The sequence below is a fragment of the Pseudomonas sp. NMS19W genome, assembly GCF_051554255.1.
Lineage (GTDB): Bacteria > Pseudomonadota > Gammaproteobacteria > Pseudomonadales > Pseudomonadaceae > Aquipseudomonas > Aquipseudomonas kribbensis.
The window spans coordinates 1,284,383-1,309,557 of sequence record NZ_CP136718.1 but is presented as its reverse complement, the minus strand read 5'-3'; the positions used below and the strand labels follow the sequence as shown (position 1 = coordinate 1,309,557).

The window sequence follows — 25,175 nt, the reverse complement described above, 5'->3', positions numbered from 1 at the left end:
CAGCGATGCGGGCCTTTTTTGTTTGTCTGAGGTTAAGCAGTCACCGCTGCGCCATCCGGCTCCACCACTGCCGACAACCCCTCCTTCATCCGCTTCGCATCCCGCACAAAGCACCGCGACGCCAGAAACAGAAACACCATCGTAAAGAACAACGCAACCGGGATCAGGTACATCGCATCATGCAGGCCGACAGCCTTGAACGCTTCGGTCATCTGTTCGGCACCCGCCGAAATCATCGCCGACTGGGCAAAGTGATCGGACAAGCCACCGACCACCACCGGCCCCAAGCCTCCGCCCAGCAAGTACAACCCGGCAAAGAACAGCGCCATCGCCGTGGCCCGCAAACGCGGTTCGACCACGTCCTGAATCGCCGTGTAGACGCAGGTGTAGAAGTTATAGGCAAACAGCCAACCGACACTGAACACGGCGACAAACACACCAATCTCGATCCGCCCGGCATGCAGCGCCCAGGCGGTGCACACCGTAGAGATGATCAGACTGAACGCCGCAAACAACAGCCGGCCGCTGGCCACCCGCTGGTGAATCTTGTCGGCGATCCAGCCGCCCAGGGTCAGGCCGATCAAGCCGGTCACCCCGACGATCATCCCGGTGGCCACCGCCGCCTCCTGCAACGGCATCAGGAAATAGCGCTGCAGCATCGGCACCAGAAACGAGTTGCAGGCATACGTCGCAAAGTTGAAGCACAACCCCGCCAGCACCAGCCACAGGAACGTCGGTACCGCCAGCACCCGGCGGATCGGCTTGTCGACTTTCTCTTGCGACACTTGCACGGTTTCCGCTGCGCCGCGCTTGGGTTCCTTGATGAAGAACATGAACACCGCCAGCAGCAGCCCCGGCACGGCAGCGATGAAGAACGGCGCACGCCAGCTGTCGAACGCCTTGACCATCGCACCGATGGTGAAGAACGCCAGCAACAGCCCCAACGGCAGGCCCAGCATGAAAATGCCCATTGCACGCGCCCGACGGTGGGCCGGGAACAGATCACCGATCAGCGAGTTGGCCGCCGGTGCGTAACTGGCCTCGCCGATGCCGATACCCATGCGCACCAGCAGAAAACTCCAGAAACTGCCCACCAGACCGTTGACTGCGGTCAACGCGCTCCAGGTCGCCAGGCCCCAGCCCATCAGTTTGCTGCGCGAACCGGTGTCGGCCATGCGCCCCAGCGGCAGGCCGGCAATGGCGTAGACGATGGTGAACGCGGTGCCGACGATCCCCAGCTGAAAGTCGCTGAGGTGCCACTCCATGCGGATCGGCTCGATGATGATCGCCGGGATGGTGCGATCGAAGAAATTGAACAGGTTGGCGAGGAACAACAGGAACAGAATGCGCCAGGCATTCGCCGCTTGGGTCGAGTTCTGCATGGGTCCGTCTCTTTTATTGTTATAGGGCTTCACTGCCGACGCATCCGAGCCCGGAACCTGCAATCTAGTCAGGCAGGTAGGACCTGTCTGTCATCATTCGTCAGGCTGATGTTCACCCATGGCACTGTAACGAAACGTAAGCCCTTGAAAAGGCTCGAATCCCCCGAAAACCGGGGGGTTTGCGGAAAAATCCGGCAATGAAAAAATACTTTCGCACCCCCCTTCCCAACGCCGTAGCAAAGCCTAGAATGGCCGCCGGATCCGTCCGGATCCAGCCGATCAATCCCTTTGATGCCCCTCCCATGTCCGATGTCAGTCCGTGTCTGAATTGCGGTGCCTGCTGTTCCCATTTTCGTGTGTCATTTTTCTGGGGTGAATGCGCATCCTCCGGCGGAACCGTGCCTGATGAACTGGTCACCCAGATCACGCCCAGCCGGGTCGCCATGATCGGTACCGACCGCAAGGCACCACGCTGCACCGCGCTGGAAGGCGAAGTCGGAAAGGCCGTGAGTTGCACGATCTACGACAAGCGTTCCAGCCCCTGCCGCGAGTTCGAGGCATCGTGGGAAAACGGCGAGCAGAACATTGACTGTGACAAGGCCCGTGCCCGCTTCGGCCTGCCACCGTTGCAACCGCACTGGAACGAAGTCGCCTGAGCCTTAGCGCCAATCGCTATGGCGCTCATGCCAAAATCATTAGAACCAATGTGCCACCACGGCTTGCGCCCCGAAATCGGCCTCTATACTGCATTCATTCGCCTGCGTTGATGACGCAGTAAGGAAGCACTCAGAGACGGGGCATGCTATGGAGTGGCTTGGTTTGCAGTTTGTTGCCGAGCTGCCGGAGAGCGGGCAGGTCATCCTCAATTGCACACACAACCCCTTGCTGGTGCTGGTCGCCTATCTGGTGGCGTGCGCCGCGAGTTTCGCCACCCTCGACATGGCGGAACGCGTCGGCCATGCCGAAGACCCCGGATCGCGCAGGCTCTGGCGCTGGATCGGCGCCACTTGCCTGGCCGGCGGCATCTGGGCCATGCATTTCATCAGCATGCTGGCGTTCCAGACACCGATCGACATCCAGTACGATCTGGCCATCACCCTGTTCTCTCTGGTGATCGCCGTGCTGGCCTCCTGGCTGGCGATGCACACCCTCAGCGAACCGCAACCCAGTCTGCTGCAATACTTCAAGACCGCCATCGTCATCGGCCTGGGCATTGCCGGCATGCATTACGTCGGCATGGCCGCCATGCAGTCCGCCGCCACCGCTTACTACGAGCCAACTCTGTTCGGCCTGTCGATCCTGATTGCCATCGGTGCCAGTTTCGCCGCGCTGTGGGTGGCCGGGAACTTGCGTGAAGGCAGCGGCCTGCACAACCAGATGCTCAAATACGTGGCCACCCTGATTCTCGGGGCCGGCATCATCAGCATGCATTTCACCGGCATGGCGGCGTTGCATCTGGTCCTGCCGGAGGGAAATATTCCCACACTCAGGGCCGAAACCAGTCATCTGCAACTGGGGCTCACCGTCGCCTTTATCACCCTGCTGATCCTCGGCAGCGCCATCAGCGCTGCACTCGCCGACAAGAAACTGCAGAACAAGGAGCAAGACCTGCGCCGGGTCAACATGCTGCTCAGCCAGCTCGACCAGGCGCGGATGTCGCTGCAACAGGCCGCCAATTACGACGCCCTGACCAACCTGATCAACCGTCGCGGCTTCAACCAGCTCTTTGCCGAAAAACTCAGCCAGAAATCCACCGAGGGCGGCATGCTCGCGGTGATGTTTCTCGACATCGACCACTTCAAACGCATCAACGACAGCCTCGGCCATGATGCCGGTGACGAGTTGCTCAAGGTCATCGCCCAGCACATCAAAGGCTCGGTACGTGGCCATGAAGACGTGGTCGCGCGTTTTGGCGGCGATGAGTTCTGCATCCTCATCGGCCTGCGCGACCGCGAGGAAGCCCGCAACCTGGCCCAACGCATCATGCTCAAGATGAAAGAACCGATCGAACTGGCCGGGCGACGCATGGTGATGACCACCAGTATCGGTATCAGCCTGTTTCCCGAAGACGGCACCACCTGCGATGAACTGCTCAAGCACGCGGACCTGGCGCTGTACCAATCCAAGGGCGCCGGGCGCAACGGCGTGCACTTTTTCGATTCCAACCTGAAAAACCGCGCCAGCCTGGAACTGCAACTGGAGGAAGAACTGCGCCATGCCCTGCGCGAAGAGAACGGGCTGATGCTGTATTACCAGCCGATCTTCGAACTGAAGACCGGCAAAGTCACCAAGCTCGAAGCACTGATTCGCTGGCAGCATCCGGTGCACGGTCTGCTGACCCCGGACCGTTTTATCGCCATCGCCGAAAACAACGGTCTGATCGCCGAACTCGACAACTGGGTGCTGCGCAAGGCCTGCGAAGACCTTGGCGAACTGTCGCGCCATGGCTGCGACGAACTGAAAATCGCCTGGAACTGCTCACCGCTGAATCTGGCCCGGGAAGAACTGGCCAATGAAATCGAACGCGCTTTGCGCAGCGCCGGCGTCGCCCCTGAACGCCTTGAGCTGGAGGTGACCGAAAACGCCCTGATGGGCAACATCGCCAATACGCTGGTGCTGTTGCGGCAGATCCGCGCTCTGGGCGTGTCGCTGTCGATCGATGACTTCGGCACCGGTTATTCGTCCCTGGCCTATCTCAAGCGTCTGCCGCTCAACACCTTGAAGGTCGACCGCTCTTTCATCCTCGACATTCCCAAAGCCACCGCCGACATGGAAATCGTCCAGGCGATCATCGTCATGGCCCACACCCTGCACTTGCAGGTCGTCACCGAAGGCGTGGAAAGCCTGGAGCAATACGAATTCCTCGAGCGTTCAGGCTGCGACTTCATTCAGGGATACCTGCTCAGCCGTCCGGTGCCGCTGCACGAACTGCGCCCGGTCCTCGAAGAGATCAATCAGCGCAAACACGCCCAACCGGTCAATCCGCTGACGCTGGCTCGCGGTACATTTTCACCAGTGTCGATGGATCTCTCTCCAAAAAGCCCTGCGCCCCATGCAGGCGCATCAGTTGTGCGGCCAATCCGCTGATCGGCGTGGCCGAGCCGACTTCTCGGGAAAACTTCACCGCCGTGTCGAGATCCTTGAGCAGCGTGCGCACATGCCACTTCACCGGTTCGAAACGGCTGTCGGCCATTTGCGGGGCGAGGATCTGCAGCGGCTTCGAATCGGCAAAACCACCGGCCAGCGCCTCGGCAATCAGGCTGGCGTCGACCCCGGACTGTTCGGCCAGCGCGACCACTTCGGCAATCACCAGCGCATTGCAGGCAACGATCATTTGATTGCAGGCCTTGGTCACCTGGCCGGCGCCGATGCCGCCCATGTGCGTGACGCGCTGACCGAGGGTGAGCAACACCGGGCGCACACGATCAAGATCTGCGGCATCACCGCCCACCATGATCGCCAGGCTGCCGGCCTCCGCGCCAACGACGCCGCCGGACACCGGTGAATCGAGCCAGGCCATGCCGGTCTTTTGCGCCAGTTCTGCTGCCATCTCGCGAGTCGCTGTCGGTTCAAGACTGGAAAAGTCCACCAGCAACTGGCCGCTTTTTGCACCTTCAGCAACACCGGCCGGGCCAAACACCACCTCGCGGACCACCGCCGTATCGGCCAGGCAGAGCATCACCACGTCGGCCTGCCCGCACAGTTCGGCCGGGGTCGCGACTTGCCGGGCACCCGCCTCCACCAGCGGCGCGCACTTGGCCGGGTTGCGGTTCCACACGGTCAGCGGATAACCCGCCGCCAGCAGACGCCGGCACATCGGCAGCCCCATCAGTCCGATTCCGGCAAACCCCAACGAAGGTAGCGTTGACATCATTTAGCCTCCTTTTGATTAAAGATCGCCGAATAATGGCCGATCCATCATCAATCAGGAAAGGATTCCCCCGTGCGACACACAGGCAAAGACCCTGACGCACGGGCCAAATACGCGCAGCAAAAAGACGCGAGATTCCCATTCCGTGAGGCTCGACGACAGTGGTCGCCGAGCCAACCAGTCCAGGTAAATGGCGCACAATGACTTCTAAAAACAATCCGGCCACTGCGGTATCCGATCTGACCCTGAGCCCTGCAGCGAACAGCCCTGCCCCGATGAAGCCATTGCCTCCTTCGCGCCCTCTGGGCACCCAGCAATACCTGTACTTCACCGAAACCAACACTGACCGCATCCTCGACAACCTCGACGGCCTGCGTGATCTGGTGTTCCCGCGCCCGCCGCACCTGGAAGGCGACAACGAGCAGCACAACGACCAGGAATTCCCGTCGGTGTGCCTGATCGGCCTCGGTCGCTGCGGCTCCAACATCGCCCTCGACGTGGCGGAATTGGTGTACAACGCGCGCAAGTTCTACCTCAACGAATTCAACAACGAAGACCGTGTAGCTGACCGTCGCCTGGCCTCCGACAAAGGCTACAGCCCGGCCCAGTGGATCAAGCAGAACCTGCGGATCGGCCCGAACAAGTCGACCAAACCAGTGTTCCTGGTCGAGCCACTGGTGATGCTCGGCGACCTGGACAAGGACATTGCCGGACGCATCCGTTTCTCGCGCAAGGGCGAGAAAAGCGGCTTCCTGCGCGACTACAGCAAAATGAAGATCATGGACTTGTCCGAAGTCCACGCCGGTGGCGCCGGTAATGCGCCGATCCTCGGCCAGTACCTGGCGAAGATCATCCTCAACAAGGACACCCAGCGTTTCTCCAGCCCCGACTGGAAAATGATCCACTCGTACCTGATCGACAGCTGCGGCATCAAGGCCAACCAGTCGCGCCTGTATTTCTCGATCTTCAGTGCCGGCGGCGGTACCGGTTCGGGCATGGCCTCGGAATTCGGCCTGGCCCAGCAGCACTCGTACATGAACAAGACGTTCGACACCAAGCCGATGGACGAACATGACGGCAAGAGCGGTCATTCGTTCGTGTTCGAGCCGATCTTCACCAGCGGCATCTGCGTGCTGCCGAACATTTCCGACCACCGCAGCGAAATGTCCGAGGCGCTGCACATCAACGCCGGTCGCCTGCTGTGCAAATACCTGTCGGAAGAATGGGATTTCTCGTACAACTTCGCCAATGAAGACAGCAGCGAAGCCAGCGTCATGGGCCGTATCCGCCCATGGAACGCGATGATGCTGATCTCCAACGACATCATGCGTTACGCCGAAGAGAGCGACGACGGCAACATCCAGAACATTGATGTCAATGCGATGGAGAAGCACGCCAACCAGTACATCTCGCAGCAGATCTTCAACATTCTGACGGCCCAGGCGGTCACGACCGACTACGACCAGAACTATTTCCGTCGTGCCGGCATCGACATCGGCGAGACCATTCGCCTGGACGCCAACGACCTGTTCATGAGTCTGGCCGGCCCGGTCGCCATTGCCTACGCCGAATCGGTGGTGCCGGAAACGCCGCCGCCGAGCAGCGACAAGTTCAAGGTGTTCGACAAAGAGCCGCAGCGCCTGAACATCGATGATCTGTTCTTCCGCTCCATCGACCTGCCGCACTTCAACAAGGTGACCCAGGCCATCGAAGGCATCAGCCTGCTGCCGATCGAATCCAAGCGTTATCGCGCCTCGCTTGAGCAGTACAAGAACTCCGGCTACGACGCCGCCGCGCTGCATGACCTGCACTTCTTCAAGAACTGCTCGTCGGTGGTCTCGATCGTTTCGCTGCCCAAAGACTACAAGCTGTCGTACATGGACCTGAACCGGTTGAAGACCCACCTCAACAGCCTGTTCCCCAACACCACGCTCAAGCGCTACGCGCTGGTGATCGGTGCCTCGGCCAACCTGTCGCTGACCACCCTGATCGCCAAGAGCCCGTGCCTGTCGGACGATTTCCTGACCCTGATCGTGGCATTCATCAAGCGTTGCTTTGCGAAGAATCCGTACCGTTTCGACGAGACCCTCGACAACTCGATCCTCGACTTCATCATCAATGAAGAATTCGACGAAGAACGTATCGATGACCTGCTCAACGAATTCGAGAACCCGGCGAAGATCCTCGATACCAACTGGTACGCGATCAAACCGATGTACGAGAAGAAGTACCGCGAGCTGATCAACGACAAAGAGAAGTTTGTCTCGATCAACGACATTCGCCTGTCGCGCGATTGCGTGAAGAAGTCGATCAAGTACCTGCGCGAGATTTATCGCCACCGGATTGGCAAGACCAAGGTTATTTCGCTCAACAATCACACCGGCAAGACTTACTCGGTCTGATCGAAGACCGCGTCGCAGCTATTCGCGAGCAAGCTCGCTCCCACAGTGTTCGTGTCGAGCACAAAACCTGAGGGAGCGAGCTTGCTCGCGATGGGGCCCGTGAAAACGCCACACAGCTCAGCCTTTCCAACATCCAGAAACAATTAAGCAGCCCGAAGGCTGCTCAATAAACTGTGCCCGTTACGTTTACGTCACCGTTATGCCACCCGCGCTTGTGGCATTTCTCTACGGCAACGTGCCATCACGCTACTCGGCTACACACTTTTCCTCGGCCATCATGCGCACCAACGAGGTGCAACACCTCAGGCCGACGCCCTTTCCTGGACCAGAATCCACGGCCGGACCACCACCGCCCACATCTGCGGATCACGTTCAAAAATATCCAGCGCCCGCGTTTCAGACAGCTTGGCGACCTTGTCTTCGGCCAGCCAGGCAGCGACTTTCTCGCCCTGATCCGATGCCACGGCCTCGGCCACGGCGATCAAATCCAGGTCAGCATCGACCCACAATAGGGCACCCTGGGCGTAGAAGCGCTCCAGCTCTTTCCAGGTGATAGATGCGGTTTCACCAAGCAGCTTGGCATAGAGGGTGCTAGGTTCTTGATTCATGGGACTGTCCGGAAAAGAAATCGGCGCGAATGATAACGTCGGTGGTCCGGCAGAAAAACCCGGTAGCAAAAGGCTGTACCGAACGAAAAGCGCAGGAAAGCCAAGGAATGCTGACGATTGGGGCATAAGCCCTCTGAAAGCCCCGCCGCAATTCTGTCTTTTTCTTTCATTAAAGCGACACCCTCAGGTTTTGCCCCTTGGCGCCAGCTTCCCAGGCCAACAACCGGCGCTCTACACTGTACCGGTACAGTTGCCGGGGGCATTTCCGGAAGGTATCGCGAAGATACCCAGCCCGGTTCTGCTGCTACGGCGTCAGGACTCTAAAAAAATACAACAGTAAGAGTGGAGCACTATGACTAAGGCTACTAAGCAGATTTCCAAACTGTTTGCCGCTATGGTACTGGCCGGGGTTGCCAGCCATTCGTTCGCAGCTGACACCATCAAGATCGGTATCGCCGGCCCTAAAACCGGCCCGGTAGCCCAGTACGGCGACATGCAGTTCAGCGGCGCCAAGATGGCCATCGAGCAGATCAACGCCAAGGGCGGCGTCGACGGCAAGCAGCTCGAAGCCGTTGAATACGATGACGCCTGCGATCCGAAACAAGCGGTAGCCGTAGCGAACAAGGTCGTCAACGACGGCGTCAAGTTCGTGGTCGGTCACCTGTGCTCCAGCTCCACTCAGCCTGCTTCCGACATCTACGAAGACGAAGGCGTGATCATGATCACCCCGGCTGCCACCAGCCCGGACATCACCAACCGTGGTTACAAGATGGTGTTCCGCACCATCGGCCTGGACAGCGCCCAGGGCCCAGCCGCCGGTAACTACATTGCCGATCACGTGAAGCCGAAAATCGTTGCCGTGCTGCACGACAAACAGCAATACGGTGAAGGCATCGCCACCGCCGTGAAGGCAACCCTGGAGAAGAAAGGCGTCAAAGTCGCCGTGTTCGAAGGCGTCAACGCCGGCGACAAGGACTTCTCCTCGATCATCTCCAAACTCAAGCAAGCCAACGTCGACTTCGTCTACTACGGCGGCTACCACCCGGAGCTGGGTCTGATCCTGCGTCAATCCCAGGAAAAAGGCCTGAAAGCCAAGTTCATGGGTCCGGAAGGCGTGGGTAACGACTCCATCTCGCAAATCGCCAAGGACGCGTCCGAAGGCCTGCTGGTGACCCTGCCGAAGTCCTTCGACCAGGATCCGGCCAACCAGAAGCTGGCTGAAGACTTCAAGGCGAAGAAAGAAGACCCGAGCGGTCCGTTCGTGTTCCCTTCCTACTCGGCGGTTGAAGTGATTGCCGGCGGTATCACTGCAGCCAAATCCGAAGACCCTGCGAAAGTGGCGGCCGCCATTCACGCCGGCACTTTCAAGACCCCGACCGGCGACCTGAGCTTCGACGCCAAGGGCGACCTGAAGGACTTCAAATTCGTGGTCTACGAGTGGCACTTCGGCAAACCTAAAACCGAAGTTTCGCCTCAGTAAGGCGCTGCCTGACTGACTGCCAATAAAGCCCACGGCGTGCCGTGGGCTTTGTTTTACGAATGTATTGGGCCGCGCTGGCGTGATCCGCCAGTCTCCCCACCTGAAAATCTCAAAACCGTCATCAGCGGTTCGCTGGCAAAACCCGGATTCGAAGTGGATGAAGATCCACGGGACCGGGCGGGAAAATGACTCCACCAGTGAAATGCGTATCAGGTTTTTAGGAGCGCTGTAATGCCTGACATCTATCACTTCTTCCAGCAGCTGGTTAATGGTCTGACCATTGGCAGCACGTATGCCCTGATCGCCATCGGCTATACGATGGTTTACGGCATCATTGGAATGATCAACTTCGCCCACGGCGAGGTGTACATGATCGGTTCCTACGTGGCGTTCATCGCCATCGCCGGACTGGCCATGATGGGACTCGACAACGTTCCGCTGTTGATGACTGCGGCGTTCATCGCCAGCATCGTCGTCACCAGTTCCTACGGTTACAGCATCGAACGGATCGCCTACCGCCCCCTGCGCGGCAGCAACCGTCTGATTCCGCTGATTTCCGCCATCGGTATGTCGATCTTCCTGCAGAACACGGTTCTGCTGGCGCAAGACTCCAAGGACAAATCCATCCCCAACCTGATCCCCGGAAACTTTTCCATCGGGCCAGGTGGCGCACATGAAGTGCTGATTTCCTACATGCAAATCGTGGTGTTCGTGGTGACCCTGGTCGCCATGCTCGGCCTGACCATGTTCATCTCCCGCTCTCGCCTGGGTCGTGCCTGCCGCGCCTGCGCCGAAGACATCAAGATGGCCAACCTGCTGGGCATCAACACCAACAACATCATCGCCCTGACCTTCGTCATCGGTGCCGCACTGGCGGCAGTCGCTGCGGTACTGCTGAGCATGCAGTACGGCGTGATCAACCCGAACGCCGGTTTCCTCGTCGGCCTCAAGGCCTTCACCGCCGCGGTACTGGGCGGGATCGGCAGCATCCCCGGCGCCATGCTCGGCGGGTTGGTGCTCGGGGTGGCGGAAGCCTTTGGTGCCGATATCTTCGGTGACCAGTACAAGGACGTCGTGGCTTTCGGCTTGTTGGTTCTGGTGCTGTTGTTCCGTCCGACCGGCATTCTGGGCCGTCCGGAGGTTGAGAAAGTATGAACAGGAATCTCAAACAGGCGCTGTTCAGCGCTTTGCTGGTGTGGGCCGTGGCCTACCCGGTACTGGGTCTGAAGCTGACCATCGTCGGCATCAACCTGGAAGTTCACAACACCAGCCCGGCCATCCTGGCGACCATCGCCATCTGCTCGGTGCTGATGTTCCTGCGGGTGCTGTTCAACCAGCAGATCAGCAAGGCCTGGAAATCCTCGCCGGGCCTGCCGCTGATCCCGGCAAAGGCCAGCAATTTCCTGACCCTGCCGACCACCCAGCGCTACATCATCATTGCGCTGATCCTCGGTGCACTGGTGTGGCCGTTCTTCGGCTCCCGTGGCGCGGTGGACATCGCGACGCTGATCCTGATCTACGTGATGCTCGGCCTCGGCCTGAACATCGTGGTCGGTCTGGCCGGTCTGCTCGACCTGGGTTACGTCGGCTTCTATGCCGTCGGCGCCTACAGCTACGCGCTGCTGTCGCACTACTACGGCCTGAGCTTCTGGATCTGCCTGCCGATCGCCGGCCTGATGTCGGCAACGTTCGGCTTCCTGCTGGGCTTCCCGGTCTTGCGTCTGCGCGGTGACTACCTGGCGATCGTGACCCTCGGCTTCGGGGAAATCATCCGTCTGTTCCTGCGTAACCTGACCGACATCACCGGTGGCCCGAACGGCATCAGCAACATCGAGAAGCCGACGTTCTTCGGTCTGACCTTCGAACGCAAGGCCGCAGAAGGCATGCAAACCTTCCACGAGTATTTCGGCCTGGAATACAACTCGATCAACAAGGTGATCTTCCTTTACCTGGTTGCCCTGCTGCTGGCGCTGGCCGCTCTGTTCATCATCAACCGCCTGCTGCGCATGCCGATCGGTCGTGCGTGGGAAGCGCTGCGTGAAGATGAAATCGCCTGCCGTGCGCTGGGTCTCAACCCGACCGTGATCAAGCTGTCGGCGTTCACCCTGGGCGCGAGCTTCGCCGGTTTCGCCGGCAGCTTCTTTGCTGCCCGTCAGGGTCTGGTGACCCCGGAATCGTTCACCTTCATCGAGTCGGCGATCATTCTCGCCATCGTGGTGCTGGGTGGCATGGGCTCGCAACTCGGCGTGATTCTCGCCGCCGTGGTGATGATCCTGTTGCCGGAAATGATGCGTGAGTTCAGCGAGTACCGGATGTTGATGTTCGGCGCCCTGATGGTGTTGATGATGATCTGGCGTCCACAAGGTCTGCTGCCGATGCAACGCCCACACATGGAGTTGCGAAAATGAGCCGCGAGATCCTTAAAGTCGAAAACCTGAGCATGCGCTTCGGCGGCCTGCTGGCGGTCAATGGCGTGGCCCTGACCGTGAAAGAAAAACAAGTGGTGGCACTGATCGGGCCGAACGGCGCGGGCAAGACCACCGTGTTCAACTGCCTGACCGGGTTCTATCAGCCGTCGGGCGGCAGCATCCTGCTGGACGGCGAGCCGATCCAGGGCCTGCCGGGTCACAAGATCGCCCTCAAGGGCGTGGTGCGCACCTTCCAGAACGTGCGGTTGTTCAAGGACATGACGGCGGTCGAGAACCTGTTGATCGCCCAGCACCGTCACCTGAACACCAACTTCCTGTCCGGCCTGTTCAAGACCCCCGCGTTCCGCAAAAGCGAGCGCGAGGCCATGGAATACGCCGAATACTGGCTGGAAAAGGTCAACCTCAAGGAGTTCGCCAACCGTACCGCCGGCACCCTGGCCTACGGTCAGCAACGTCGCCTGGAAATCGCCCGCTGCATGATGACCCGCCCGCGGATCCTCATGCTCGACGAACCGGCCGCCGGCCTGAACCCGAAGGAAACCGAAGACCTGAAGGCGCTGATCAGCGTGCTGCGTGAAGAGCACAACGTCACCGTGCTGCTGATCGAACACGACATGAAACTGGTCATGAGCATTTCCGATCACATCGTCGTGATCAACCAGGGCACGCCTCTGGCCGACGGCACGCCGGAACAGATCCGCGACAATCCTGAAGTGATCAAAGCCTACCTGGGGGAAGCGTAAATGCTGCAGTTCGAAAACGTTTCCACCTTCTACGGCAAGATCCAGGCCCTGCACAGCGTCAACGTCGAAGTCCGCCAGGGCGAGATCGTGACGCTGATCGGCGCCAACGGTGCCGGCAAGTCCACGCTGCTGATGACGCTGTGCGGTTCGCCGCAGGCCCACAGCGGCAGCATCCGTTACATGGGTGAGGAACTGGTCGGCCAGGACTCGTCGCAGATCATGCGCAAGAGCATCGCCGTGGTGCCGGAAGGTCGTCGGGTGTTTGCCCGCCTGACCGTCGAAGAGAACCTGTCCATGGGCGGCTTCTTCACCGACAAGGGCGACTATCAGGAACAGATGGACAAGGTTCTCGGACTTTTCCCGCGCCTGAAAGAACGCTTCAACCAGCGTGGCGGCACCATGTCCGGCGGCGAACAGCAAATGCTCGCCATCGGCCGGGCGCTGATGAGCAAGCCGAAGCTGCTGCTGCTCGACGAGCCGTCGCTGGGCCTGGCACCGATCATCATCCAGCAGATCTTCGACATCATCGAACAGCTGCGCAAGGACGGTGTAACGGTGTTCCTGGTCGAGCAGAACGCCAACCAGGCGCTGAAAATCGCTGACCGTGCGTACGTTCTGGAGAACGGCCGGGTGGTGATGCAAGGCACCGGTGAAGCGCTGCTGACCGACCCGAAAGTACGCGAGGCGTACCTCGGCGGTTGATGGATCGCTTCAAACAAAAAACGGCCTTCGGGCCGTTTTTTTCTGTCTTACGCTCATTCAACTTTTCGAATGTCTCTCTGCGTAGTCGATCGCCTGCTGAACCGTGGTGATTTTCTCGGCGTCTTCGTCCGGAATTTCAATCCCGAACTCTTCTTCCAGTGCCATGACCAATTCAACGGTGTCCAGAGAATCAGCCCCCAGGTCTTCGACAAAACCGTCTTGAGGGTGAATATCTTCCTGCTTCACGCCCAGATTCTCGGCGACAATCTTTTTTACTCTTTGCTCGATGCTTTCCATCTTCAACACCTCACCCCATGACGATTCAAAGCGGTCTTTACGGCCGAATGACATTCAGTGCTTGAGCTTTGCGCCCAGCGTCTCATTGGGGGAGATAACACCCAACGCCTGCATCAGGTTGCTGACGGCGTGGAGCTTTCCTATGTCCTCCATTGTTGCGGTCCGATTCAAAATTCGCCGCAGGCACGAATAGATCTCCAATTCCCCGAACGCCGCATCGTCATACCTCACCCGTTCATCAAGAATGATGTTTGCCTTTTCATCGATTTTTGCCTGAACGAATTTGCTCAACTCAGCCTTAGTCATGACGTCTTCCTCGCAAGCGGTCAGCCCTGAGTTGAATCTACTCATTCGATAGACCACCGCCCACTGTCAGAAATAACAGGTCTGGATAACGTTTCGCGATCAACACCGAAGGTTTATTCCAATTACTTCGGTTTTTTTTTGCTGTGGGCTGTAACGCATCGCCAGGTCGTTTCTCTAGAGGGGTAAGCAAGCGCACATCGCTTGTTCCAACCCAAGTTAAAACCGGAGAAACATCATGACTGCTACCACCCGTACCCTGTCCGCCACCGCCCTGGTTCTGGCCCTTGGTTCCGCCCTGAGCATGGCCGCCGTTTCGACCGTCCAGGCGGCCGATAACAGCAACATGGAAAAATGCTTCGGCGTGGCCATGAAAGGTCATAACGACTGCGCCGCCGGCGCCGGCACCACCTGTGCAGGCACGGCGAAAATGGATTACCAGGCCAACTCCTGGAAGTTCGTTCCGAAAGGCACCTGCACCACCACCGAAAGCAAAACCTCGCCGACCGGTTTCGGTCAGATGGAAGCCTTCAAGGCCAAGTCCTGATCCGGAGGCTGCCCGAGTGTCGATCATGATCACTTCCTGCGACCATGCCTCCCCCGCACTCGGGCAGCCCTCACCGGGCTCCCGCCCCGTGCCGGGCTGGGGCTCAAGACCGGGCACTTTCGTGAAGTGCTCGGCTCTCTACCAGACATCGGCTTCTTCGAAGTCCACGCCGAAAACTACATGGTGGCCGGCGGCCCGTTTCATCATTTTCTGGGTTTGATCCGCGAGGCGTATCCGTTGTCGTTGCATGGTGTCGGCCTGTCCATCGGTGCCGAAGGCCCGCTGGATGTTCAACACCTCAAACGTCTGAGCGCGCTGATCGAGCGCTATCAACCCCACTCCTTTTCCGAACACCTGGCCTGGTCTAGCCACGGCCCGGTGTTTCTCAATGACCTGTTGCCCCTGGCCTACGACACGCCGACGCTGAATCGCGTCTGCGATCACATCGACCAGGTGCAGAACACCCTCAAGCGCCCGATGCTGCTGGAAAACCCGGCGACCTATCTGGCGTTCGAGCGTTCGACGATTGACGAAGCGGAGTTCATCCGTGAGGTCATCCGGCGCAGCGGCTGCGGTCTGTTGCTGGACGTGAACAACGTCTACGTCTCGTGCATCAACCATCAGCGCGATCCCATGGCCTACCTCGACGCGCTGCCCTTGCACGCGGTGGGCGAGATTCATCTGGCGGGGTTTGCCGAAGATTCCGACAGCCTCGGCGATCGCCTGTTGATTGACGATCATGGCGCACCGGTCGATCAGGTCGTCTGGTCGCTGTACCGGCAGGCGCTGGAGCGTGTCGGTCCGGTGGCGACGCTGATCGAACGGGACAATCAGGTGCCGGCCTTCGACGTGCTGCTGGCCGAGGCGCAACAGGCCGACGAGCTTCTGCTTTGCGCAGGAGGTCGGCCATGAGTACCCAAGCCGTGTTCAGCGCCGCACTGCTCGATGTCGGCCTGCCCTGCCCCGACGGCTTGTACAGCGCCAACGGGGCCGATCCGGCCAGTCGGTTCGCGGTGTACCGCAACAACGTGCAAGGCTCGTTGAGCAATGCACTGGCCGACAGTTATCCCGTGGTGATGCAGTTGGTGGGAGAGGAATTCTTCCGCGCCATGGCCGGCGTTTTCATTCAAAACCACCCACCACGAAGCCCGTTGATGAGCGACTACGGCAGTGATCTGGCGGACTTCATCAGCGGATTCGAGCCAGCGTCGAGCGTGCCTTATCTGGCCGATGTCGCACGACTGGAACGCTTGCGCACGCAGGCCTACCACTCCGCCGATATTGCGCCGCTCAGCCAGGACCGGATCGCTGCGGCCTTCGCGGATCAGGAAGGCCTGAGTCGCTTGCAAATCGGCCTGCATCCTTCGCTGCACGTGCTCGATTCAGCCTTTGCGGTGGTGGATATCTGGGCTGCGCATCAGCAAGACGCCACGCTGGCCGGGATCGATCTGAATCAGGCCCAACAGGCGCTGGTCCTGCGCAACGGGCTGGAGGTCGAGGTGTTCGCCGTGGATCCCGGCGCCAGCCAGTTCATCGGCCAGCTAAAGGCCGGCCTGTCACTCACCCAGGCGCTGGAGTCCGCAGAAGCCTTCGATCTCAGCCAGACCCTGGCCTTGTTGATCAGTCGCCAGGCCATCACCCACTTACATCACAAGGTTTCGCCATGAGCAGCCTCATTGCCCGCGCCATTGCGCTGCTGGAAAAAATCCCGCACAGCCTGATCGCCTTCATCGCGCGTTTTTCCATTGCGGCGGTGTTCTGGAAATCCGGGCAGACCAAGGTCGAGGGCCTGGCCATCGACCTGATCGACGGCACGTTCCAGATTGGCTGGCCACATCTGGCGGACTCGACGATTCCGCTGTTCCAGAGCGAATACCACGTGCCGCTGCTTTCACCGGAAATCGCCGCGCACATGGCGGCGTTCGCCGAACACTTTTTCCCGATCCTGATCCTCGTCGGTTTCGCCACAAGGTTTTCAGCGCTGGCACTGCTGGGCATGACGCTGGTCATCGAACTGTTCGTGTACCCCGACGCCTATCCGACCCACGGAACCTGGGCGGCAGTGCTGCTGTACCTGATGACCACCGGTCCGGGAAAACTGTCGATCGATCATCTGATCGCCCGGCGTTACCGCTGAAGCCGGTCCAGGGCCTCGCCGCTGCGCTTGAACCAGTCGATCAAGTAGTCCGCCAGCACTTGGGTGCGCTTCGGCAGCCCGCCCTGATACGGGTGCACCAGGTACATCGGCATGCGCCGGGTCTGAAAATCCCGCAAGAGCCAGCGCAATCGGCCGTCAGCCAATTCCGTCTGCAGCAGATAGGACGGCAGACGAGCGATGCCGGCGCCTGCGAGTGCGGCCTTTTTCAGCAGGCTGTAGTGATTGCTGGCGAACGGCCCCGATACCCGCACCCGCAATAACTCGTGCTGCTGGTGATACAGCCACTCCTCGCGACCGCCGTAGTGACTGTTGAGCAAGCAACGATGTTCGGCCAACGCCTGTGGCGTCGCCGGTTCGCCGAAACGCTCAAGGTAGGCCGGGCTGGCGCAGGTCATTTCCTGCCAGGCCAGCAAAGGCTTGGCCACCAGACGCTCGTCGTTGGCGACGTCGGTGCGGATCGCCAGATCAAAGCCATCGCGGGAGAGATCGCGGTAGCTGTTGTTCAGCTCCAGCTCGATCTGCACTTCGGGATATTTCTGCGAAAACTCCAGCACCAGCCCGTCGAAGAAGGTTTCCCCCAGCGACACCGGCACCGTCATACGCACCGGGCCTGCCATGTCGTCCTTCAAACGCGCCAATGCCTGACGCGCCCTTTCCACCTGGACGACAAGCGCCTGAGCCTGGGGCAACAGCGCCGCACCGGCCGCCGTCAGGCTCAACCGGCGCGTAGTGCGTTGCAGCAGCACCACGGAAAACTGCGCCTCCAGCTGACTGATGCGCTTGGACAGTTGTCCCTTGCTGCACCCCAGTTGCTGCGCCGCCAGGGTAAAACTGCCCGCCTCGATCAATACCGCGAACGCCGCCAGATCATCCATCTCGCTCATGGATTGTTTCCATTTGAAAACCAAAGGTTGCCCATTAGCGCGCTTATCAGCGAAAAAAACCACTCTAGACTGAAAGCTCGTTCAATCACTTGAGGCAAGCACGATGAAAATTCTGTTGATCGGCGCCGGCGGCACCATCGGTTCGGCTGTGGACAAAGAGCTGTCCCAGCGTCACGAAGTCATTCGCATCGGCCGCAGCAGCGGCGATTTCCAGGTGGATATCAGCGACAGCGCGTCGATCCGCAATCTGTTCGAAAAGACCGGCAAGTTCGACGCCCTGGTCTGCGCCGCTGGCAACGTAACCTTCGCCCCGCTGGGTGACATGAACGAAGACAGCTTCGCCCTCGGCCTGAAAGACAAACTGATGGGCCAGGTCAATCTGCTGCTGATCGGCCGTGAATTCGCCAACGACGGCGCATCTTTCACCTTCACCACCGGCGTACTCAGCCACGACCCGATCCGCAGCGGTGCTTCGGCGGCACTCGTCAACGGTGCGCTGGACAGCTTCGTCCGTGCCGCCGCGATTGAACTGCCACGGGGCCTGCGCGTTAACTCGATCAGCCCGACCGTGCTGGTGGAAGCCATGGGCAGCTACGCCCCGTACTTCCGCGGCTACAAGCCGGTTCCTGCGGCGGATGTGGCATTGGCCTACGCCAAAAGTGTCGAAGGCTTGCAGACAGGTCAGACATTTCACGTGGGCTAAACCCTTGTGATGAACGGTCAGCCTGCGTAACGTGGCGGCACTTGTCTGGAGAGCCGAAGATGCGTCTTGCCCGTTCCTTGATCGTTGTTGCCCTGCTCCCTCTGTTTGCCGCGTGCCAGTTGTTCGACGGTGCGCGGACCAGCGCCTCCCACGTCGGCCAGACGCGGATGCAGGGGCAACTGACCGCTGCCGACGGCAAACTGGTGTTCCAGTCGTGCGGCGAACAGTGCCAGTACGTGGTCAACGACATTGGCGGCACCAGCATTCTGCAAGAGGCCGCCACCCTGGCCGACCAGCAGGGCAAGCTGTTCGCCGACGTGCGCGGGAAGATCGCCGTTGACCGTCTCGACCTGACCCAGCTCTATCGCGTCGAACGCTCCGGCACCGCTTGCGATGATCCGAACTTCAAGCAACTGATCCTGCGCGCCGCCGGCCATGGCCCGGAATGGAACGTCAAGGTCAGCGGCAAAGGCATGGTCATCGACCGCGAAGGCCAGCCACCGCTCGCCGTGCCCTACGTCGAAGAGCAATTGGGCGACGGCCGTTTCAACCTCAGCAGCGAAGCCAACAACCAGCGCATCGAGCTGTGGGTGGCGCCGCAACGCTGCGTCGACAGCAACACCGGCAGCGTGCAGCACATGAGTGCCGAGTTGCGTATCGACGGCAAGGTGCAGCGCGGTTGCGGGTATTTCGGCGGATCGCGCAACGACTGATCGTTTTACCCTCACGGGATCCGGCCGTTGCGGCTTATAATCGCCGCCTTCAAACGCCCTGGCGCAGTTGTGCGCCCCGCGAACCGGATCCTGTCATGTTACGAATCACTGAACTCAAGCTGCCGATCGACCATCCCGACGAAGACCTGCGCGCTGCAATCGTGCAACGCCTGGGCATCGCCAGCGATGACCTGCTCGATTTCACCTTGTTCAAGCGCAGCTACGATGCGCGCAAAAAGTCTTCCGAACTGTGCTTCATCTACACCATCGACCTCGAAGTGCGCGACGAGGCCAAGGTGCTGGGCAAGTTCGCCGATGACCGCAACGTCAACGTGGCGCCGGATGTCAGCTACAAATTCGTCGGCCAGGCACCAAGCGACCTGAGCCAGCGCCCGATCGTGGTCGGTTTCGGCCCGTGCGGGATCTTCGCTGGCCTGCTGCTGGCGCAGATGGGCTTCAAGCCGATCATCCTCGAACGCGGCACAGAAGTGCGTCAGCGCACCAAGGACACCTGGGGCCTGTGGCGCAAAAGCGTGCTCAACCCCGAATCCAACGTGCAGTTCGGCGAAGGCGGCGCGGGCACGTTCTCCGACGGCAAGCTGTACAGCCAGATCAAGGATCCGAAATTCCTCGGCCGTAAAGTCTTGCACGAGTTCGTCAAGGCCGGCGCGCCGGAAGAAATCCTCTACGTCAGCAAACCGCACATCGGTACGTTCCGTCTGACCGGCATGGTCGAGACCATGCGCGAAGAGATCCGCGCCCTGGGCGGTGAAGTACGCTTCGAGGAACGCGTCACCGACGTGCTGATCGAAGACGGCCAACTGGTCGGCGTCGAGCTGGCCAGCGGCGAAACCCTGCATTCGAAACACGTGATCCTGGCGCTGGGCCACAGTGCCCGCGACACGTTCCGCATGCTCCACAGCCGTGGCGTGTTCATGGAAGCCAAGCCATTCTCGGTGGGTTTCCGCATCGAACACCCGCAATCACTGATCGACCGTGCGCGACTGGGCAAGTACGCCGGTCACCCCAAGTTGGGAGCTGCCGACTACAAACTGGTGCACCACGCCAAGAACGGCCGTTCGGTCTACAGCTTCTGCATGTGCCCGGGCGGCACCGTGGTGGCGGCGACTTCCGAGCCGAACCGAGTGGTCACCAACGGCATGAGCCAGTACTCGCGTAACGAACGCAACGCCAACTCCGGCATCGTCGTCGGCATCACCCCGGAAGTCGATTATCCGGGCGGTCCGCTGGCAGGGATCGAATTGCAGGAGCGTCTGGAGTCCCACGCGTTCATCCTCGGCGGCAGCGATTACAAGGCACCGGCGCAACTGGTCGGCGACTTCATCAACGGCACGCCGTCCACCGAGCTGGGCGAGGTTGAGCCTTCGTACAAGCCGGGCGTGGCGCTGGGCGATCTGGCCCTGGCGCTGCCGGACTTCGCCATCGAGGCGATCCGTGAGGCGTTGCCGGCGTTCGAGAAGCAGATTCGCGGTTATTCGCTGCACGATGCGGTGCTGACCGGGATCGAGACGCGGACTTCGTCGCCGCTGCGGATCACGCGCAACGAGTCGCTGCAGAGCATGAACGTCAAAGGTCTGTTCCCGGCCGGTGAAGGCGCGGGTTATGCGGGCGGGATTCTGTCGGCGGGCGTTGACGGGATCCGGATTGCCGAAGCGGTGGCGCGTGACATCCTGGGCCTCGAGGCCTGATACGCCACACCTTAAGCGATGCAAAAAACTGTGGGAGCGAATTCGCTCCCACAGTCGTTTTCGGCGTCAAATATTGGCGTGCAGCACCGAGGCCGGCAGCGCCTCACCCTTCTCGGCACTGGCTGCTACAGCCGCCATCAATCCTTCCAGCTCGTAGCCCTGCGCCTTGAGCCACGCCTGATCGTAATAGGTGTCTGCGTAGCGTTCTCCGCCATCGCACAGGATCGCCACGATCGACCCCGACTCCCCCGCCGCTTTCATCTGCTGCGCCGCCATCAGCGCGCCGATCAGGTTGGTACCGCTCGACCCGCCCACATGCCGGCCCAGACGCTGCGCCAGGTAATGCATGGCCGCCAGCGACAAGGCATCCGGCACCTTGACCATCGCATCGATCACCTTGGGCAGGAACGAGGCTTCCACCCGTGGCCGGCCGATGCCTTCGATCCGCGAACCGTGGTCCAGGCGCAGGCTGGCATCACCGGTCTGGTAAAAGTCGAAGAACACCGAACGCTCGGCATCGGCGCACAGCACGCGGGTGCAGTGCTGGCGATAACGCACGTAACGACCGAGGGTCGCGGTGGTGCCGCCGGTGCCGGGGCTGGAAATCAGCCAGGCCGGGCACGGGTGCTGCTCGTAGCGCATCTGCTGGAAGATCGACTCGGCGATGTTGTTGTTCGCCCGCCAGTCGGTGGCGCGTTCGGCGTAGGTGAACTGGTCGATGAAGTGCCCGTCGTGCTCGCGGGCCAGACGTTCTGATTCGGCGTAGATCTGCGTCGGATCATCCACCAGATGGCTCTTGCCGCCATAGAAGGCGATCTGGGCGATCTTCTCCTTGGAGGTAGTCGCCGGCATCACCGCAATGAACGGCAACCCCAGCATCCGTGCAAAGTACGCTTCGGAAATTGCCGTCGAACCGCTGGAGGCCTCGATCACTGGCGCGCCGGGCTTGAGCCAGCCGTTACACAAGGCGTAGAGAAACAGCGAACGGGCCAGCCGATGCTTGAGGCTGCCGGTGGGATGGCTGGATTCGTCCTTGAAATACAACTCGATGCCCGGAAACCCCGGCAGCGGCAAGGGGATCAGGTGCGTGTCGGCGCTGCGCTGGAAGTCCGCTTCGATGATCCGGATGGCTTCGCGGGCCCACTGTCGGTTGTCGCTCATGGCTGTTGTTCTCGTTGAATCGGGCAGAAGTGCCTTCACAGGCTTAGCCCCCAAGCTTAGGAAAAATCCTACTGCACTGACAGATACAGCTGAGCTTCAATACCTTTGGCAACTGCTAGGCTCTGCTGCAGGTCTGGCAGGCGCCTTGTAACCATATATAACAAAAAAGAATATAACTTATGTTTTAACAACTAACAGTACGGGTTAGGGTGTCCCACCTTTTGACTTTATCGATGGAGAGCGACCTTGCCTCTGCGTAGCACTTTCACGCGTTTCTTTCAGTTGGAAGCTGCCAGCGGTCTGTTACTGATCGCCGCGGCCATCCTGGCTCTAATCATCAACAACTCGCCGCTGTCGTGGTTGTACACCGGCCTGCTCGACACACCGGTGGTCGCGCAGATCGGCGCGTTGAAAATCGCCAAACCCCTGCTGTTGTGGATCAACGACGGCCTGATGGCGCTGTTCTTCCTGCTCATCGGCCTGGAAGTGAAGCGCGAAGTGCTCGACGGTCAGCTGTCGAAACCGTCGCAGATCGTGCTGCCCGGCGCGGCGGCTATCGGCGGCATGCTGGTGCCGGCGCTGATCTACTGGTTCCTCAACCGCGACAACCCGGCCGCTCTCGATGGCTGGGCGATTCCGACCGCCACCGACATCGCCTTCGCCCTCGGCGTGCTGGCCTTGCTCGGCAAGCGGGTGCCGGTGTCGCTGAAGCTGTTCCTGATGACCCTGGCGATCATCGATGACCTTGGTGCCATCGTAATCATCGCGATCTTCTATTCCGGCGAACTCTCGACCCTGTCGCTGGGTCTGGCCGCGGCGTGCATTGCGGCGCTGGTGGCGATGAACCGTCTCGGGGTGGTCAAGCTCGGGCCGTACATGATCATCGGGTTGATCCTGTGGGTCTGCGTACTCAAGAGCGGTGTCCACGCGACGCTGGCCGGCGTGACTCTCGCGTTCTGCATTCCGCTGCGCACGAAAAACGCAGAGCCCTCGCCGCTGCTGACTCTGGAGCATGCGCTGCACCCATGGGTGGCCTACGGCATTCTGCCGCTGTTCGCCTTCGCTAATGCCGGCCTGTCGCTGACCGGTGTGACCGCCGAAAGCTTCACTCACCACGTACCGATGGGCATCGCCGTCGGCTTGCTGCTGGGCAAGACCATCGGCGTGTTCGGCCTGACCTGGCTCGCCGTGAAAACCGGCATCGCCGCCCTGCCCCAGAACGCCAATTGGGGCCAGGTGCTGGGCGTGGCGATACTCTGCGGGATCGGCTTCACCATGAGCCTGTTTGTCGGCTCCCTCGCCTTCGTGCCGGGTGCCAGTGAATACGCCGGAATGGACCGGATGGGCATTCTCACCGGCTCGGTGTTCGCCGCATTGATCGGTTATGCGGTGACCCTGGCGGCAAGCAGAAAGAACACCGCGCTGCCTTCCTGATGCCGTAGCGAACAATCCCCACGTCTTTAGAGACGCGTCCTACAGCCACGATTTTCCTGCTTCGTTAACGTCGTGCAGCCCCTTTCGAGGGGCTGCCGATGCATGAACGAAAGGACAATCAGTGGCTGGTCAAAAGGACATTCCCCGGGTTCCCAACCCACCGGCAGGCGACGGGCATCACGTCACCTACCGCTACCTGACAGCCACCGAGCTGGCCGATCAGGACGAGCGACAAAACAAGTACGACGCCATGCTGGCGCGGCAGGACGCCTTCGAGCGCAGTCGCGAGGTCGCGGCGAACAAGCCTGAGCCGGTACGCGCCGGCTGCACGTTTGCCAAGTCCTGCAAGTTGCCGGACGCGATCATCGATTACGCGAATCCTTCGGGGATGGTGCCGACTGACAGCCTGAAAGATTACGGCGATCTGATCCTGCTCGGCGGACGTGAAGCCGATGACAACGGCGGCGTTGCACTCAAGAAAATCAGCGGCACTGCGATTCCGGCAGGTTTGGGCACCTTCGCCCTTGCGGGTGAAGCATTAAAGGCATTGCCCGCGATAGCCTCCACTGCCGTCATCACCCCGCTGGTCGGGCTGGTGGCGATGTTCATGCCATCGAACCTGGGCGACAGCGCCCTCTACACCGAAGACCAGTTGCTCGCCCTCAAACAGGCTCGAACCCGCGTGCGCCTGCACGTCGAACAGCAGGCCGACGGCAGCCTCAAGGGTTATGGCTTCTACACCGGCAAGAACCGCGACTGGGAAATGGTCGATGTCGCGCAGTTCGCTGCTCGTGGTAACCGGTTTGTCGCAGACCTCGGCGAAGGCATCGAACTGGTCTGGACACCCGCCGTGGACGGCTCCGACATTCTCGGCATCCCCGCGCTGGAGGCCGCTCCGCAGGCACCGCATATCTGGGTGTATCCGCCGACGAAAGCGGCGGACGGGATTCTGGTGAATCCGGTTTATCCGCCGGAGTATCGGGATTTCATATTGGTGTTTCCGGCAAGTTCGGGGGTAAAACCGTTATACGTTGTACTGAACACATCCCGCAAAGGCTTGGCACCCGCAGGCCATAGCTACCATAAACCGCCGAAGACCGACCAAATCACCGCATTTCCAGACCTGAAAAAAGTTAAAGACATGAATCCGGTTCAGGGTGGAGGAGGACTTCGCAAGCGCTGGACTGATGCTAAAGGAAAGAAAATTTACGAATGGGACTCAAGACATGGGGAGTTAGAAATGTACCGAAGCGATGGAACTCACCTGGGAGCCTTCGATCCCTACACAGGTGAGCAACGCGAAGGGCCTATAAAAGAAAGAAGCATCAAAAAAAGATATCTGTGAGGAAGAGATGGGACTGGAACTAAGACTGGAGTGGTACAACACAGCAACCCAGCAATTCCAAGGCGAGGAGTCGTCGAAAGATCTGGGGGATGATGAATCAGTACTGAATGCCTTAGGCATTCCTGTGGAGGGCAACATCAATAATGGCAGCTTCAACGTCGTCGAAAAGTGGGTTGCGACCATTCAGCCGTACTTTCAACATCAAATCGCTCTAAGTGCCAACGACTATCAAATTTCGTTTGACTACAGTTAACACCGACAGACAGGCTGATTGACCTTAATGCGCTACCTTTCGATCACCGGT

General features: G+C 60.1%; 25 protein-coding genes. 18 read left to right on the top strand and 7 right to left on the bottom strand.

Annotation, left to right across the window (positions count from 1 at the left end; genetic code table 11):
- Positions 1-32: 32 nt before the first annotated feature.
- Positions 33-1,382, bottom strand: coding sequence for a spinster family MFS transporter (locus R1A29_RS05900; protein WP_085712964.1), 1,350 nt, complete (start codon positions 1,380-1,382; stop codon positions 33-35).
- 302 nt (positions 1,383-1,684) lie between these two features.
- Here R1A29_RS05900 and R1A29_RS05895 point away from each other — a divergent pair, with 302 nt between their 5' ends.
- On the top strand, positions 1,685-2,038 hold the full coding sequence (locus R1A29_RS05895; protein WP_119427285.1) for a YkgJ family cysteine cluster protein: 354 nt from the start codon (positions 1,685-1,687) through the stop codon (positions 2,036-2,038).
- A 148-nt stretch (positions 2,039-2,186) separates the two neighbouring features.
- Complete coding sequence (locus tag R1A29_RS05890) at positions 2,187-4,469, top strand: putative bifunctional diguanylate cyclase/phosphodiesterase (protein WP_438300905.1); 2,283 nt, start codon at positions 2,187-2,189, stop codon at positions 4,467-4,469.
- Here R1A29_RS05890 and R1A29_RS05885 read toward each other — a convergent pair.
- Positions 4,360-5,256, bottom strand: a complete 897-nt coding sequence (locus R1A29_RS05885) for an NAD(P)-dependent oxidoreductase (RefSeq protein ID WP_438300904.1) — start codon at positions 5,254-5,256, stop codon at positions 4,360-4,362. The two genes, R1A29_RS05890 and R1A29_RS05885, sit on opposite strands and share 110 nt — an antisense overlap.
- 197 nt (positions 5,257-5,453) lie before the next feature.
- Here R1A29_RS05885 and R1A29_RS05880 point away from each other — a divergent pair, with 197 nt between their 5' ends.
- A complete protein-coding gene (locus R1A29_RS05880; protein WP_085712961.1) occupies positions 5,454-7,655 on the top strand; it encodes a hypothetical protein in 2,202 nt (733 codons plus the stop codon).
- Positions 7,656-7,957: 302 nt separating this feature from the next.
- Here R1A29_RS05880 and R1A29_RS05875 read toward each other — a convergent pair whose 3' ends face one another.
- Positions 7,958-8,263, bottom strand: coding sequence for a DUF2288 domain-containing protein (locus R1A29_RS05875; RefSeq protein WP_096819503.1), 306 nt, complete (start codon positions 8,261-8,263; stop codon positions 7,958-7,960).
- A 352-nt stretch (positions 8,264-8,615) separates the two neighbouring features.
- Between R1A29_RS05875 and R1A29_RS05870 the strand changes: the two genes are divergently transcribed.
- The 5 genes from R1A29_RS05870 to R1A29_RS05850 all read left to right on the top strand — a co-directional run bounded on the left by R1A29_RS05870 (position 8,616) and on the right by R1A29_RS05850 (position 13,617).
- Positions 8,616-9,743 (top strand): branched-chain amino acid ABC transporter substrate-binding protein, encoded by a 1,128-nt coding sequence (locus R1A29_RS05870; RefSeq protein WP_438300903.1) that lies wholly within the window; start codon positions 8,616-8,618, stop codon positions 9,741-9,743.
- Between the two features lie 231 nt (positions 9,744-9,974).
- Entirely contained in the window at positions 9,975-10,898 is a 924-nt protein-coding gene (gene livH / locus R1A29_RS05865) for a high-affinity branched-chain amino acid ABC transporter permease LivH (protein ID WP_169429164.1), read from the top strand.
- The gene (locus R1A29_RS05860; RefSeq protein ID WP_408986228.1) at positions 10,895-12,151 is read left to right on the top strand and encodes a high-affinity branched-chain amino acid ABC transporter permease LivM; all 1,257 of its coding nucleotides are present in this window, start codon (positions 10,895-10,897) and stop codon (positions 12,149-12,151) included. The genes livH and R1A29_RS05860 overlap by 4 nt, the downstream gene beginning before the upstream one ends.
- On the top strand, positions 12,148-12,915 hold the full coding sequence (gene livG, locus R1A29_RS05855) for a high-affinity branched-chain amino acid ABC transporter ATP-binding protein LivG (protein ID WP_007969480.1): 768 nt from the start codon (positions 12,148-12,150) through the stop codon (positions 12,913-12,915). Before R1A29_RS05860 ends, livG begins: the two co-directional genes overlap by 4 nt.
- Positions 12,916-13,617 carry an ABC transporter ATP-binding protein gene (locus tag R1A29_RS05850; protein WP_003222380.1) on the top strand — a complete coding sequence of 234 codons (702 nt, stop codon included), beginning with the start codon at positions 12,916-12,918 and terminating at the stop codon, positions 13,615-13,617.
- A 57-nt stretch (positions 13,618-13,674) separates the two neighbouring features.
- Here the strand turns inward: R1A29_RS05850 and acpP are convergent, their stop codons facing one another.
- Both acpP and R1A29_RS05840 read right to left on the bottom strand, forming a co-directional pair.
- A complete protein-coding gene (gene acpP, locus R1A29_RS05845; RefSeq protein ID WP_438300902.1) occupies positions 13,675-13,914 on the bottom strand; it encodes an acyl carrier protein in 240 nt (79 codons plus the stop codon).
- A gap of 54 nt (positions 13,915-13,968) precedes the next feature.
- Positions 13,969-14,220, bottom strand: a complete 252-nt coding sequence (locus tag R1A29_RS05840; protein ID WP_438300901.1) for a hypothetical protein — start codon at positions 14,218-14,220, stop codon at positions 13,969-13,971.
- Between the two features lie 235 nt (positions 14,221-14,455).
- Here R1A29_RS05840 and R1A29_RS05835 point away from each other — a divergent pair, with 235 nt between their 5' ends.
- The 4 genes from R1A29_RS05835 to R1A29_RS05820 are packed head-to-tail and all read left to right on the top strand — an operon-like array spanning position 14,456 to position 16,901.
- Positions 14,456-14,764, top strand: coding sequence for a BufA1 family periplasmic bufferin-type metallophore (locus R1A29_RS05835; RefSeq protein ID WP_085712955.1), 309 nt, complete (start codon positions 14,456-14,458; stop codon positions 14,762-14,764).
- 36 nt (positions 14,765-14,800) lie between these two features.
- Positions 14,801-15,676, top strand: a complete 876-nt coding sequence (gene bufB, locus R1A29_RS05830; protein ID WP_438302010.1) for an MNIO family bufferin maturase — start codon at positions 14,801-14,803, stop codon at positions 15,674-15,676.
- Entirely contained in the window at positions 15,673-16,431 is a 759-nt protein-coding gene (locus tag R1A29_RS05825) for an HvfC/BufC N-terminal domain-containing protein (protein ID WP_438300900.1), read from the top strand. Before bufB ends, R1A29_RS05825 begins: the two co-directional genes overlap by 4 nt.
- The gene (locus R1A29_RS05820) at positions 16,428-16,901 is read left to right on the top strand and encodes a DoxX family protein (RefSeq protein WP_438300899.1); all 474 of its coding nucleotides are present in this window, start codon (positions 16,428-16,430) and stop codon (positions 16,899-16,901) included. The genes R1A29_RS05825 and R1A29_RS05820 overlap by 4 nt, the downstream gene beginning before the upstream one ends.
- Here R1A29_RS05820 and R1A29_RS05815 read toward each other — a convergent pair.
- Entirely contained in the window at positions 16,892-17,806 is a 915-nt protein-coding gene (locus tag R1A29_RS05815; RefSeq protein WP_085712952.1) for a LysR family transcriptional regulator, read from the bottom strand. The genes R1A29_RS05820 and R1A29_RS05815 overlap by 10 nt on opposite strands.
- Before the next feature lie 103 nt (positions 17,807-17,909).
- Between R1A29_RS05815 and R1A29_RS05810 the strand changes: the two genes are divergently transcribed.
- The 3 genes from R1A29_RS05810 (at position 17,910) to R1A29_RS05800 (ending at position 20,931) form a co-directional block, all read left to right on the top strand.
- Positions 17,910-18,509 (top strand): short chain dehydrogenase, encoded by a 600-nt coding sequence (locus R1A29_RS05810; RefSeq protein WP_438300898.1) that lies wholly within the window; start codon positions 17,910-17,912, stop codon positions 18,507-18,509.
- A gap of 59 nt (positions 18,510-18,568) precedes the next feature.
- The gene (locus R1A29_RS05805) at positions 18,569-19,222 is read left to right on the top strand and encodes a COG3650 family protein (RefSeq protein ID WP_438300897.1); all 654 of its coding nucleotides are present in this window, start codon (positions 18,569-18,571) and stop codon (positions 19,220-19,222) included.
- 95 nt (positions 19,223-19,317) lie between these two features.
- Complete coding sequence (locus tag R1A29_RS05800; protein WP_438300896.1) at positions 19,318-20,931, top strand: NAD(P)/FAD-dependent oxidoreductase; 1,614 nt, start codon at positions 19,318-19,320, stop codon at positions 20,929-20,931.
- A 66-nt stretch (positions 20,932-20,997) separates the two neighbouring features.
- Here the strand turns inward: R1A29_RS05800 and R1A29_RS05795 are convergent, their stop codons facing one another.
- On the bottom strand, positions 20,998-22,092 hold the full coding sequence (locus R1A29_RS05795) for a PLP-dependent cysteine synthase family protein (protein WP_438300895.1): 1,095 nt from the start codon (positions 22,090-22,092) through the stop codon (positions 20,998-21,000).
- A gap of 246 nt (positions 22,093-22,338) precedes the next feature.
- Between R1A29_RS05795 and nhaA the strand changes: the two genes are divergently transcribed.
- The 3 genes from nhaA (at position 22,339) to R1A29_RS05780 (ending at position 25,124) form a co-directional block, all read left to right on the top strand.
- Positions 22,339-23,526 carry a Na+/H+ antiporter NhaA gene (gene nhaA / locus R1A29_RS05790; protein WP_085729906.1) on the top strand — a complete coding sequence of 396 codons (1,188 nt, stop codon included), beginning with the start codon at positions 22,339-22,341 and terminating at the stop codon, positions 23,524-23,526.
- Positions 23,527-23,647: 121 nt separating this feature from the next.
- Complete coding sequence (locus tag R1A29_RS05785) at positions 23,648-24,871, top strand: S-type pyocin domain-containing protein (RefSeq protein WP_438300894.1); 1,224 nt, start codon at positions 23,648-23,650, stop codon at positions 24,869-24,871.
- A 7-nt stretch (positions 24,872-24,878) separates the two neighbouring features.
- A complete protein-coding gene (locus R1A29_RS05780) occupies positions 24,879-25,124 on the top strand; it encodes a colicin E3-like toxin immunity protein (protein ID WP_438300893.1) in 246 nt (81 codons plus the stop codon).
- Positions 25,125-25,175 lie beyond the last annotated feature (51 nt).